This window comes from Streptomyces sp. NBC_01689 (assembly GCF_036250675.1).
GTDB lineage: Bacteria > Actinomycetota > Actinomycetes > Streptomycetales > Streptomycetaceae > Streptomyces.
In genome coordinates, this window is sequence record NZ_CP109592.1 from 3,409,415 (window position 1) to 3,421,754 (window position 12,340).

Annotated in this window: 12 protein-coding genes; 3 read left to right on the forward strand and 9 right to left on the reverse strand. The window is 72.8% G+C overall.

Features of this window, described 5'->3' with window-relative positions; genetic code table 11:
- Nucleotides 1-3 precede the first annotated feature (3 nt).
- Both OG776_RS14250 and OG776_RS14255 read right to left on the reverse strand, forming a co-directional pair.
- Nucleotides 4-1,251, reverse strand: coding sequence for an ABC transporter substrate-binding protein (locus OG776_RS14250; RefSeq protein ID WP_148010716.1), 1,248 nt, complete (start codon nt 1,249-1,251; stop codon nt 4-6).
- Between the two features lie 53 nt (nt 1,252-1,304).
- Nucleotides 1,305-2,825, reverse strand: a complete 1,521-nt coding sequence (locus tag OG776_RS14255; RefSeq protein WP_329320960.1) for a gamma-aminobutyraldehyde dehydrogenase — start codon at nt 2,823-2,825, stop codon at nt 1,305-1,307.
- A 207-nt stretch (nt 2,826-3,032) separates the two neighbouring features.
- On the opposite strand from OG776_RS14255, the gene OG776_RS14260 reads away from it, so the two are divergent.
- The gene (locus OG776_RS14260; protein WP_187285711.1) at nt 3,033-3,596 is read left to right on the forward strand and encodes an NADAR family protein; all 564 of its coding nucleotides are present in this window, start codon (nt 3,033-3,035) and stop codon (nt 3,594-3,596) included.
- 141 nt (nt 3,597-3,737) lie between these two features.
- Here OG776_RS14260 and OG776_RS14265 read toward each other — a convergent pair whose 3' ends face one another.
- Nucleotides 3,738-4,832, reverse strand: a complete 1,095-nt coding sequence (locus OG776_RS14265) for a DUF4190 domain-containing protein (protein WP_329320962.1) — start codon at nt 4,830-4,832, stop codon at nt 3,738-3,740.
- Between the two features lie 70 nt (nt 4,833-4,902).
- Here OG776_RS14265 and OG776_RS14270 point away from each other — a divergent pair, with 70 nt between their 5' ends.
- Nucleotides 4,903-6,033, forward strand: a complete 1,131-nt coding sequence (locus OG776_RS14270) for an adenosine deaminase (RefSeq protein WP_410093211.1) — start codon at nt 4,903-4,905, stop codon at nt 6,031-6,033.
- A gap of 130 nt (nt 6,034-6,163) precedes the next feature.
- Nucleotides 6,164-6,862 (forward strand): glycerophosphodiester phosphodiesterase, encoded by a 699-nt coding sequence (locus tag OG776_RS14275; RefSeq protein ID WP_148010711.1) that lies wholly within the window; start codon nt 6,164-6,166, stop codon nt 6,860-6,862.
- Between the two features lie 34 nt (nt 6,863-6,896).
- On the opposite strand, the gene OG776_RS14280 is transcribed toward OG776_RS14275, so the two are convergent.
- The 6 genes from OG776_RS14280 to OG776_RS14305 all read right to left on the reverse strand — a co-directional run bounded on the left by OG776_RS14280 (nt 6,897) and on the right by OG776_RS14305 (nt 12,304).
- Nucleotides 6,897-7,385: a hypothetical protein gene (locus tag OG776_RS14280; RefSeq protein WP_148010710.1), complete on the reverse strand. Its 489-nt coding sequence runs from the start codon at nt 7,383-7,385 to the stop codon at nt 6,897-6,899.
- Nucleotides 7,369-7,860: an RNA polymerase sigma factor gene (locus tag OG776_RS14285; protein WP_148010709.1), complete on the reverse strand. Its 492-nt coding sequence runs from the start codon at nt 7,858-7,860 to the stop codon at nt 7,369-7,371. Before OG776_RS14285 ends, OG776_RS14280 begins: the two co-directional genes overlap by 17 nt.
- Before the next feature lie 134 nt (nt 7,861-7,994).
- Entirely contained in the window at nt 7,995-8,621 is a 627-nt protein-coding gene (locus OG776_RS14290; protein ID WP_148010708.1) for a class F sortase, read from the reverse strand.
- Nucleotides 8,618-8,986 carry a Tat pathway signal sequence domain protein gene (locus tag OG776_RS14295; RefSeq protein ID WP_148010707.1) on the reverse strand — a complete coding sequence of 123 codons (369 nt, stop codon included), beginning with the start codon at nt 8,984-8,986 and terminating at the stop codon, nt 8,618-8,620. Before OG776_RS14295 ends, OG776_RS14290 begins: the two co-directional genes overlap by 4 nt.
- Before the next feature lie 179 nt (nt 8,987-9,165).
- Nucleotides 9,166-10,356 carry a polyamine ABC transporter substrate-binding protein gene (locus OG776_RS14300; protein ID WP_148010706.1) on the reverse strand — a complete coding sequence of 397 codons (1,191 nt, stop codon included), beginning with the start codon at nt 10,354-10,356 and terminating at the stop codon, nt 9,166-9,168.
- A gap of 508 nt (nt 10,357-10,864) precedes the next feature.
- A complete protein-coding gene (locus OG776_RS14305; protein ID WP_329320967.1) occupies nt 10,865-12,304 on the reverse strand; it encodes a gamma-aminobutyraldehyde dehydrogenase in 1,440 nt (479 codons plus the stop codon).
- Nucleotides 12,305-12,340: the final 36 nt, after the last annotated feature.

Sequence of the window (12,340 nt, forward strand, 5' to 3'; positions counted from 1 at the left end):
TCGTCACGCCCCTGTGAGCTTTGCGAACTTCTGCTGGTAGGCCGTCTCTTCCTTCGAGCTCAGTGAGCGGAAGGCGTGGGACTTGGCCGCCATGGCCTTGTCGGGAAGGATCAGCGGGTTGCTCGCCGCCGACTTGTCGATCTTGGCGAGGTAGGGCTTCACGTCCGCGACCGGGCTGACGTAGTTGACGTAGGCGGCGAGTTCGGCGGCCGCCTCGGGCTCGTAGTAGTAGTCGATGAGCCGCTCGGCGTTCGTCTTGTGACGCGCCTTGTTCGGGATCAGCATGTTGTCGGTCGACGTCATGTAGCCGGCGTCGGGGATGACATAGCCGACGTCCGGGTTGTCCGCCTGGAGCTGGACGATGTCGCCGCCCCAGGCGACGCACGCGGCGAAGTCGCCCTTGGTGAGGTCCGAGGTGTAGTCGTTGCCCGTGAAGCGGCGGATCTGGCCCTGGTCGACGGCCTTCTGGAGGCGGGCGATGACCGCGTCGTAGTCGTCGTCCGTGAACTTCGCCGGGTCCTTGCCCATGTCGAGCATGGTCATGCCGACGCTGTCGCGCATCTCGGTCAGGAAGCCGACCCGGCCCTTGAGCTTGGGGTTGTCGAGCAGGTCGGAGACCGACTTCACCTCGATGCCGTCGAGCGCCTTCTTGTTGTAGGCGATGACGGTCGAGATGCCCTGCCACACGTACGAGTAGGCCCGGCCCGGGTCCCAGTCGGGGCTGCGGAACTGGTCCGAGAGGTTGGCGTAGGCGTGCGGCAGGTTGGACGCGTCCAGCTTCTGGACGTAGCCCAGGCGGATCATGCGGGCGGCGAGCCAGTCGGTGAGCACGACGAGGTCCCGGCCGGTGGCCTGGCCCGCGGCGAGCTGCGGCTGGATCTTGCCGAAGAACTCGTCGTTGTCGTTGATGTCCTCGGTGTACTTCACCTGGATTCCGGTCCGTTTGGTGAAGGCTTCGAGCGTGGGCCGGTGTTTGCCGCTGTCGTCCGTGTCGATGTACTCGGGCCAGTTGGAGAAGTCGACGACCTTCTCCTTCGCCGAGTGGTCGTCGGCGGACACTCCGCCCTGTGTCTTGCCGGCCGCGGGGATCCCGCAGGCGCTCAGCGCCCCGAGTCCCCCCACGGCGAGCGCGCCGCCCGCGGAGGCGCGCAGCAGGGAGCGGCGGGTCATGGCGGCCCGTCCGTTGCGGAAGCTGCGCCGCACGGCGGCCGCTTCGGCCGGTGTCAGGCGGTCGGGCTCGAACTGCTTCATGCGCGTGCTGCCCTTTCGGGAGGTCTCGGCCACGGGTGGGGCGGACCGTTCTGCTAGCGGTCCCCGAAGATCGTGCGGTGCCAGTCCTTCCTGGCCACCGCGGTGTTGTCGAACATGACGTGCTTGATCTGGGTGTACTCCTCGAACGAGTACGCCGACATGTCTTTGCCGAAGCCGGACGCCTTGTAGCCCCCGTGCGGCATCTCGCTGATGATCGGGATGTGGTCGTTGACCCAGACACAGCCCGCCTTGATCTCGCGGGTCGCGCGGCCCGCCCGGTACACGTCCCGGGTCCACGCGGAGGCGGCGAGACCGTACGGGGTGTCGTTGGCGAGCCGGATCCCCTCGTCGTCGCCGTCGAAGGGGAGCACCACCAGGACGGGACCGAAGATCTCGGCCTGCACGATCTCGCTGTCCTGAGGAGCGTCCGCGACGAGGGTGGGCCGGTAGTACGCGCCGGCCTTGAGCTCCTGCGGGATCTCTCCGCCGGTGACCACGCGTGCGTAGCCGCGGGCCCGCTCCACGAAGCCGGCCACCCGGTCGCGCTGCGCGTACGAGATCAGCGGGCCGAGGTCGGTGCCGGGCTCGAACGGGTCGCCGAGACGGACGCCCGCCATGAGGTCGGCGGTCCTGCGGACGAACTCCTCGTAGAGGGGCCGTTGCACGTACGCGCGGGTGGCGGCCGTGCAGTCCTGCCCGGTGTTGATGAGCGACCCGGCGACGGCGCCGTGCACGGCCGCCTCCAGGTCCGCGTCGTCGAAGACCACGAAGGGGGCCTTGCCGCCCAGTTCGAGGTGGAGCCGCTTGACGGTCGCGGTGGCGATCTCGGCGACCCGCCTGCCGACGGCGGTGGACCCGGTGAAGGAGGTCATGGCGACGTCGGGGTGGCCGACGAGGTGTTCCCCCGCGTCCCGGCCGGCTCCCGTGACGATGTTGATCACGCCGTCCGGGATCCCCGCCACGGTGGCCGCCTCGGCGAACAGCAGCGAGGTCAGCGGGGTGAGTTCGGCCGGCTTGAGGACGATCGTGTTGCCCGCGGCGACGGCCGGGAGGATCTTCCAGGCGGCCATCTGGAGAGGGTAGTTCCAGGGCGCGATGGAGCCGACGACGCCGATGGGTTCACGGCGTACGTAGGAGGTGTGGTCACCGGAGTACTCGCCCGCCGACTGCCCCTGGAGATGCCGGGCCGCGCCCGCGAAGAACGCGGTGTTGTCGATGGTCCCGGGGACGTCGAACTCCCGGGTGAGTTTCAGCGGCTTGCCGCACTGGAGGGACTCGGCCCGGGCGAACTCCTCGGCGCGGTCGGCCAGTACGGCGGCGAAGCGGTGCAGGGCGTCGGACCGTTCGCCGGGGGTGGCGCCCGCCCAGCCGGGGAACGCCGCGCGGGCGGCGGCCACGGCCGCGTCCACGTCGGCGGTGCCCGCCAGTTCGTACGTGTAGACCTCGTCGCCGGTGGCGGGGTCGACGACCGCGTGCCTGCGGCCGGAGGTCCCCTTGGCCAGTCGGCCCGCGATGTACTGCGCGCCGTCGGCGAAACGGTCCTGCGCCTGGAAGCGATGGCCCGGATTGTGCATGTCGCTCTCCTCCGCCGTCCGCCCCGTTGCCGCGGGGGCGGCGTGGCTCCAGCTCGATTTGAGTGCCGATCCTGACAGAGCCAGGGGACTCCAACAAGTGATTCCGTTGTTGCCTTTTGGTTACGCGACGGAATCTGTCGACCAGGTGTCGAGTTCCCACGGAAAAGGGGGGACGGAGTGTCAGTGGTGGATGCCAGACTCGCGTGCATGGGGAAGATCGAGTCTCGGGAATCGCTGGTCAGCGCGGTCGAGTCGGGGGCGCGCGTCAAGTATCTGCACTTCTGGGGACACCGGCCGCAGCCGGACGGCCGGGTGGGCGCGAGCTGCCTCAGCCAGTGGTGGCCGTCACCGTTCGTGGTCGACGGTGTCTCCTACGCGACCGCCGAGCACTGGATGATGGCCGCCAAGGCCCGGATCTTCGGCGACGCGGCGGCCGAGCTGCGCGCGCTGGAGGCACCGAACCCCGCTCTCGCGAAGAAGGCCGGCCGCCAGGTGCGCGGTTTCGACGACCCGGTGTGGGAGCGGGAGCGGTTCGCCGTCGTGGTCGAGGGCAGCGTCCACAAGTTCGCCGCGCATCCCGCACTGCGCGCGTTCCTGCTGGGCACCGGCGAGCGGGTGCTGGTCGAGGCCAGCCCCATGGACCGGGTGTGGGGCATCGGGCTCGCGGCCGACGACGAGCGGGCGTCGGACCCGCGGCGCTGGCGGGGGACGAACCTGCTGGGCTTCGCCCTGATGGCCGCGCGCGAACGGCTCGCGGGGACGGGCGGCTGACGCACCCGCCCCCGTGCAGTGAGCGGGGTGCGGTGAGCAGGGTGCGGTGCGACTTGGACGGTGCCGGGCGGCACGGACGGCGCGGCACGGACCGCGCGACCCCGACGGCGCGGCACGGACCGCGCGGCACGGCGGGTGCGGTCAGCCGGGGATCACGAACGACGTGGAGTAGCCGTCGTCGCCGGTGAACGGGGAGTCGCCGCTGTCGTCGTCCGGCACGAAGAAGAAGAGCACCACCATCGCGATGCTCAGCGCGATGCCGACCGCTCCGCAGATGATCCCGGCCAGGGCCTGCCCCGGGTTCGTCGCCTCGCCCCGGCGTGCCCTGCGGCGGCCCACCGCACCGAAGATCACGCCGAGCACGCCGAGCACGAAGGCGATGGGCCAGAGGCAGAAGACCACGGCCGAGATGATGCCGACCACCAGTCCGGCGGTCCCCATGCCGTTGCTGGGCTGCGGGACCGGCGCGGGCCAGCCGTACCCGGCCCCGGGGTAGCCGCCCGCGACGGGATAGCCGGGGAATCCGGGTGTACCGGGGTGACCGGGGGCACCCGGCTGACCGGCCCCGGTCTGCCCGTACGCCGCCGGGTGGCCGTAGCCGTATCCGTACGGGGCCTGGCCCGGGCCGTCCGGAGCGATCGGCGGTGGCGGGACCGGCTCACCGGCGGTCGCCGGGTAGGGCGTGTGGCCCGCGGGGGGCGCGAAGGGGTTGTCCCAGGACGGTCCGGCGGGACCGGCCGCGCCGCCCGTGCCGGGGAACGCGGCCATCGTCGGCTGGTCGTGCACCGACGGCGAACCGGCGGCCGGGGGCGACGCGGGTGACAGGGGGGCCGCGGGGCGCGCGGGGCCGCCGTCGAAGCGGGCGGGGGCCGGGTCCGCGGGCGGAGCCCAGGGGTTCGGCTTCTCCAGGGATGCCGCGGGAAGCGCGGGTGCCACGGGGGCCGCGGTGCCGGGCACCCGGTCGGCCGCGTCGCCGGGCAGTCGGTCGGCCGTGTTCCCGGGGGGCCGGTCGGCCGGGGCGGCGGTCCCGGACCGGGGGTCCGTCGCGTCGTACCCGGGCACCGCGGGTTCGGTGGGGCGGGCGGGCGCCGGGCCCGCGCCGGGTATCGCGTCCTCGGGGTCGACGGTCGGTACCGCGTCGGCCGGCTGAGACGGCGTGGACCCGTGGTCCGGGGACGCCCAGGGTGTCCCGGTGGCGTCCCGCGGGGCCTGTGGCGCCTGCGCGTCGTCGGACATGGGTCCCCCTCTGTCGTGCGTTCCGTCATGTTACGGGCCCGGCCCCGTACCACGCGGACCGGCGCCTACGATGATCCCCGAGTCATCGATCAGCCGATCACCCGCGTCCCCCGGCCACGGTCCGGGGACGCCGTTCCCGGGGAGGGACCCCTTGACCGATCACCGCGACGCCCGTGATCTGCACGCCTTCATCGCGGGACTGCCCAAGGCCGAACTGCATGTGCACCACGTCGGATCCGCTTCGCCGCGCATCGTCTCCGCCCTCGCCGCCCGGCACCCCGACTCCCGGGTGCCGACCGACCCCGAGGCGCTCGCGGACTACTTCACGTTCACGGACTTCGCGCACTTCATCGACGTGTACCTGTCCGTCGTCGACCTCGTCCGCACCCCCGAGGACGTCCGGCTGCTGACCTACGAGGTCGCCCGGGACATGGCCCGCCAGCAGGTCCGCTACGCCGAACTGACCATCACCCCGTACTCCTCGACCCGCCGCGGCATCGACGAACTCGCCTTCATGGAGGCGATCGAGGACGCCCGCAAGGCCGCCGAGGCGGAGTTCGGGGTCGTGCTGCGCTGGTGCTTCGACATTCCCGGCGAGGCGGGTCTGGAGGCGGCCGAGGAGACGGTGCGGCTCGCGACCGAGGACCGGGTACGGCCCGAGGGACTCGTCTCCTTCGGGCTCGGCGGACCCGAGATCGGCGTACCGCGGCCCCAGTTCAAGCCGTACTTCGACCGGGCGGTCGCCGCCGGACTGCGATCGGTCCCGCACGCCGGTGAGACGACCGGGCCGGAGACCGTGTGGGACGCGCTCAACGAGCTGCGGGCCGAGCGCATCGGTCACGGCACGAGCTCCGCCCGGGACCCGAAGCTGCTCGCGCACCTGGCCGAGCACCGCATCGCCCTGGAGGTCTGCCCGACCTCCAACATCGCCACCCGCGCGGTCCGCACGCTCGACGAGCACCCCGTCAAGGAGTTCGTCGAGGCCGGGGTCCTGGTCACCGTCAACTCCGACGACCCGCCGATGTTCGGCACCGACCTCAACAACGAGTACGCGGTCGCCGCCCGCCTCCTCGGTCTCGACGAACGCGGTCTCGCCGCGCTCGCCAAGAACGCCGTCGAGGCGTCCTTCCTCGACCCGGCCGGGAAGTCCAGGATCGCCGGGGAGATCGACGCCTACACGGCGACGTGGCTCGCGCCCTGACCCGCTCCCCGCACCACCGGACCACCGCGCTCCGCGGTCCCACCGCGCCCCGTGCCTCAGGGGGACGACCGCACCGCTGAACCACCGCACCCGGACCCGTGGCGGCATGGGCCCATTGCACAATGAGCCCATGCGCACCGTGACCGCCGTCGCCCACCGAGGCGACCCCTACCGCGTCCGTGAGAACACGATCGACTCGCTGCGTTCCGCGCTCCACCGGGGCGCGGACGCGGTGGAGATCGACGTACGCCTCACCCGCGACGGTGTCCCCGTGCTGCTGCACGACGAGACGCTCGAACGGCTGTGGGAGGTGGACCGGCCGCTGCGGGCGCTCTCCGCCGACGAGGCGCGCGGCCTCACCGACGGCGGGGTGCCGACGCTCGAAGCGGCCCTCGCCGCGACCGGGGAGAGCCGCGTGATGGTCGACCTGCCGGGCGGCCCCGACCTCGGGTCCGTCCGCCGGATCGTCGACGTCGTCCGGTCCTGCGGGGCCGGGGAGCGGGTGTACTACTGCGCGGGCGCCCGGGCCATGCTCGCGGTACGCGCCGCCGACCCGGCCGCGGAGATCGCCCTGACCTGGACGACGCTCGCGCCGCCGCGCCCGGCCCTGCTCGACGCGGTACGGCCGCGCTGGCTCAACTACCGCTTCACCCTGGTCGACCGGGACCTCGCCACCCGGGTCCACCGCGGCGGTCATCTGCTGTCGGTGTGGACCCCGGACACCCGGCGTTCCATGCGCCGGCTCCTCGGCCTCGGCGTCGACTCGATCACCACGAACCGGGTCGACACGCTGTGCGCGCTGCGCGAGGAGCGGGCCGACCGGGGCTGACCCGGCCTCGGTCCCGGGCGCGCCCGGGACCGGGCTACGGCCGCGTGCCGGCCCTGGCGCCGACGGTCCGGCCGGAGCCGGGCGTCGGCACGGCGGACGGTGAGGAGAACGCCGGACGCGGAGTGGTGGACGGTTCCCGGCCGGCCCGGGTGCTGGGGGTGACCGTCCGGGGCCGCCCCTCGGGGCGCGGTGTGACGGAGCGCCGTGACGAGGGCGGCTCGGGCGCCGCGGACGAGGTGCCCCGGGGGGCCGGACTGCCGGCGGGCGGCGGCGCGAGGGGGACGGTCGGCGACCCGGGCGCGTCGGGTGTCGCCATGCGGAAGGGCAGCGCGACGAGAACGGCGACGGCACAGGTCAGGCCGGCACCGGCCGCGGCGCGCAGCAGTCTGCGGCGGGCCGCGCCGCGGCGGATCGCCTCGTACCGGCCGGCGGGCGGGCCGAGATAGTCGGACGTGGGCCGCAGGATGACGGCGAGCGGGTCGTCGGGCGCGGGGTCCGGACCGTCGTCAGGCCGTGTGATCAAGGCTTCTCCTCAGATGGGCGCGGAGCAGTTCGCGGGCCGCGTGGAGATCGGCCTTGATGGTCCCTTCCTTGCGCCCGGTCAGCACGGACACCTCCCGGATCGGCATGTCAGCGTAGTAGTGCAACAGGATCGGGACGCGCAGTCGTTCGGGCAGCGACTGTACGAGCAGCCGTACCGAGGGGTCGGCCTGTTCGGCCGGCGGCCGGACCGCCGCCTCCACGCCGGCGCGGTGCACGGCCCGGCGTTCGCGTTCGAGCTTGCGCCAGTGGTCCCGGACGAGGTTGGCGGCGGTGACGTAGAGGAATCCACGGGGTTCGGCCACCGACGTCCAGCGGGCCCAGAGCCGGGTGAACGCCTCCGAGGCGATCTCGTGGGCCGTCTCGTCGTCGTCGACCAGACGGCGGCACCAGCCGGCGAGGCGCGGATAGAGGGCGGCGAACAGCTCGGACGCGGCCTTCTCGCGGGACCGTTTCAACGCTCTCCATGGTCGTGGGTCACTCGTGGGTCACTCCTGGGGAAGGATCCCGGGCCGTCGGCACACGGTCCAGCGGCCCGGGATCCTGGGCGGCGGCGGGGACGGACCACGGCGGTCCGTGCGGTCCCCGCGGGTCAGCCGCCGGTCGGGCTCAGCGTGGCGAAGACGATCACGTTGTCGAGGTAGCCGTCACCGGTGCGCGGGCCGCCGCAGGTGACGATCCGCAACTCCGGACGGTCCACGTCCCCGTAGACCGCGTCCGCCGGGAACTCCGCCTTGGCGACCGTGCGTACGGAGTCCACCGTGAACACCGCCGTCGTGCCGTTCTCCAGGCGCGCCTCGACACGGTCGCCCCGGCGCGTCCGGGCGAGATGACGGAAGACCCCGTCCCCGTAGGCGCCGACGGTGACGTGACCGAGGATCACCGAGGGGCCCGTCTGGCCCGGCGTCGGCGAGAACCGGTACCAGCCCGCCCGGTCGTGCGCCGTGACCGGGGGCACCTCCACCTCGCCGCCCGGGGTCAGCCCCAGCCGGATGAGCGGGGTGTCGACCCCGATGGCCGGGATCCGCAGCCTGACCGGCACCGAACGCCGCAGGGCACGCGCCGCGTTCGCGGAGTGCCCCGACGGCGGTGGCGTGGACGGTGGCACGGTCTCGCGGCGCGGGGTGGTCGAGGCCCGCTCCCCGGAGTGGCCGTCGCAGCTCACGAGCAGCGCGGCCAGCGCCGCCGTGGTGACGGCGCGCCTGGAGGGTGGGGTCATGCGCCGGTCGCCCGCCGGCGGCGTACGAGAAGGACCGCCGCGCCGCCGCCGGCGAGCACCGCGGCCGCGCCGCCGCCGAGCAGGGCGTTCCGGGATCCGGAGTCGGTGGACGTCGACGCCACACCGGTGTCGGGCGCGCCGTTGGGCACGACGGAGACCTGGCCCCGGGTGGCGGGGCGGCTCGGCACCGGACGCGGGGTCCGGGTGTCGCCGCCCGGCGCCCGGCTGGGCTCGGCGCTGGGGGCCGGGGCGGTGACGGCGCTGGGACGGGCGCTGGGAGTGGCGTCGGCGGCGGACGCGGACACCGTGGCCACGGGCACGGCCAGGAACGCCAGGGCCACGGCGCTCAGGACTGTTCGGCGCATGAATCGCTCTCTTTCCTCGGACCGCCCGCCCGGTCACCCGGGGGGCTGCGTGGTGGATCGAGCGGAGAGACGAGACAGCGGAGGACGGGGTTGTAAAGAACGGGCAAAGCCGCCGGGCGGTGACGCGGGGGCCTCCGGGTGCCGTCGTGGTGCGGGAACGGGTGCGCGGTCCCGCGAGGTCACAGCCCCGCTATCGCGTTCCAGCGCTTCGCGAACTCCGTGCGCTCGGTGGACGTGATGTCGCGGGCGATGGCGAGCCGCCCGCGCATGGTGGAGTCGGGGAAGATCAGCGGGTTCTCGGCGAGAGCGGCGGTGTCCTTGTCCCCGGAGGAGGCGAGGACGTCCTGGGCGGCCGGCACCGGGCAGACGTAGTTGACCCAGGAGGCCAGTTCGGCGGCCACCTCCGGCCGGTAGTAGTAGTCGACGAGCTTCTCCGCGTTGGCCTTGTGGTCCGCCAGGTCGGGGATCATCAGCGAGTCGGACCACAGTTCGGCGCCCTCCTCGGGGACGACGAAGCGGATGTCCGGGTTGTCGGCCTGCAGTTGGATCACGTCGCCCGAGTACGCCTGGCAGGCGAGGACGTCGCCGCTGACCAGGTCCTTGGTGTAGTCGTTGCCGGTGAAGCGGCGGATCTGGCCGCTGTGGACGTTCTTCTCGACCTGGTCGCAGATCCGGTGGAAGTCGTCGGCGGTCCACCGGGTGATGTCGACCCCGTTGCCCTGCATCAGGAGCGCGAACGCCTCGTCCAGACCGGAGAGCAGGGTGACCCGTCCCTTCAGGTCGCGGGCCCACAGGTCGGAGACGTGCCTGATCTCCCGGCCCACCCTGCGACGGTCGTACGCGATGCCGGTGATCCCGGACTGCCACGGCACGGTGGACCTGCGACCGGGGTCGAAGGCCGGTGAACTCAGCAGCGGATCCAGGTACTTGGCGACGTTCGGCTGCTCGGCCCGGTTCATCCGCTGGACCCAGCCGAGGCGGACGAAGCGCGCGCACATCCAGTCGCTGACGACGATCAGGTCGCGGCCCGTCCGCTGATGGTTCATCAGGGAGGGGCTGATCTTGCCGAAGAACTCGTCGTTGTCGTTGATCTCCTCGATGTAGTCGACGGAGATCCCGGTGCGCTTCCCGAAGGCGTCCAGCGTGGGCCGCTTCGTGTGGTCCTTGTCGTCGGTGTCGATGTAGAGCGGCCAGTTCGCCCAGGTCAGCCGCTTGTCGCGGGCGGAGAGGTCGGCTCCGGCGCGGTCGTCGGGCGACACGTACGCGGCGGGCACCCCGCATCCCGCCAGGGCACCGAGCGCGGCACCCCCGCCCAGGGCGCGCAGCAGGGACCGGCGGGACAGGGTCGAGGTCTTCCGGATCACGGGCACGCGGGCAGCATCCCGTCCCCGGCGGCGCCCGGACAATGGACGCTGCGTCGAGCACTGGCCCGCCGAACCGACACCCTGTCGATCAAGGCGTCCCGGGCGGCCGGCCCGCGCGGTGCCGTCGCGTCGCCGGCCGGGACGGACGGCTCCGCGGCCGTCGCCTCCCGCGCGTTCCGGTGCGGCGGGGCCGTACGGTGCCGGGTGCGCCGCCCCGCGCTCCCCGCACAGCGCGGCGGCCACGGTCTCGGCCTCGGTCGCGGCCTCGGTCCCGGCGAGCTCTTCGTACCGCTCCGCCACCCGCCCACGCATACCGTCCAGTATGCCGCGCCGCCGTCCCCGGCGGGGAGGGCGGCGCGGGCCGGGCAGGCGGGGCCAGGAAGAGGTGGGGCAGGGCAGGGCGGGGTGGGGCGGGGCATGCCGCGGCCCCGGACAGATCACCACCGCCCGGGGCCGCGCACTCACCACCGGGACCCCGCGCGCACCGCCGGGATCCCGCGCTCACCGCCGGAGGCTAGGCGTCCAGCGAGGTCATCACGTGCTTGATCCGCGTGTAGTCCTCGAAGCCGTAGCCGGAGAGGTCCTTGCCGTAGCCGGACTTCTTGAAGCCGCCGTGGGGCATCTCGGCGACCAGCGGGATGTGGGTGTTGATCCACACACAGCCGAAGTCGAGGGCCTTGGACAGCCGCATGGCCCGGCCGTGGTCCTTCGTCCAGACGGAGGACGCGAGGGCGTAGTCCACGCCGTTGGCCCACTCGACGGCCTGGGCCTCGTCGGTGAAGGACTGGACGGTGATGACCGGCCCGAAGACCTCGTTCTGGATGATCTCGTCGTCCTGCTTCAGGCCCGAGACGACGGTCGGGGCGTAGAAGAAGCCCTTGTCGCCGACCCGGTGGCCGCCCGCCTCCACCTTCGCGTGCGCGGGCAGCCGCTCGATGAAGCCGCTGACCTGCCGGAGCTGGTCGGGGTTGTTCAGCGGGCCGTAGAGGACGTCCTCGTCGTCCGGCTGACCGGTCTTGGTCTCGGCCGCGGCCTTGGCGAGCGCGGCCACGAACTCGTCGTGGATGCCCTCCTGGACGAGGACCCGGGTGGCGGCCGTGCAGTCCTGGCCCGCGTTGAAGAAGCCCGCGACCGAGATGTCCTCGACGGCCTTGGCGATGTCGGTGTCCGCGAAGACCACGACCGGGGCCTTGCCGCCCAGCTCCAGGTGGACCCGCTTGAGGTCCTTGGACGCCGACTCGGCGACGGACATGCCCGCGCGCACCGAACCGGTGATGGAGGCCATCGCCGGGGTCGGGTGCTCGACCATCGCGCGGCCGGTGTCACGGTCGCCGCAGATGACGTTGAAGACGCCCTTGGGGAGGATGCCGCCGATGATGTCGGCGATCAGGACGGTGGAGGCGGGGGTGGTGTCCGAGGGCTTCAGGACGACCGTGTTGCCCGCGGCGAGCGCCGGCGCGAACTTCCACACCGCCATCATCATCGGGTAGTTCCACGGCGCGACCTGCGCGCAGACGCCGACCGGCTCGCGGCGGACGATGGAGGTCATGCCCTCCATGTACTCGCCGGCCGAGCGGCCTTCGAGCATCCGCGCCGCGCCCGCGAAGAAGCGGATCTGGTCGACCATGGGCGGGATTTCCTCGGACCGGGTCAGACCGATCGGCTTGCCGGTGTTCTCCACCTCGGCCGCGATGAGTTCCTCGGCCCGCTCCTCGAACGCGTCCGCGATCTTCAGGAGGGCCTTCTGACGCTCGGCGGGGGTCTGGTCGCGCCAGGCCGGGAAGGCCGCGGCGGCGGCCGCCATCGCGGCGTCCACGTCCGCCGCGCCGGACAGCGGCGCGGTCGCGTACGCCTCGCCGGTCACGGGGTTGACGATCTCGGTGGTCCGCCCGTCGGCGGCGTCCCGGAACTCCCCGTCGATGTGATTGCGCAGACGACGCAGCTCGGTGCTCACTGCCGGCCCTCCAAGTTCAGGTGTCCAATCGCTGAG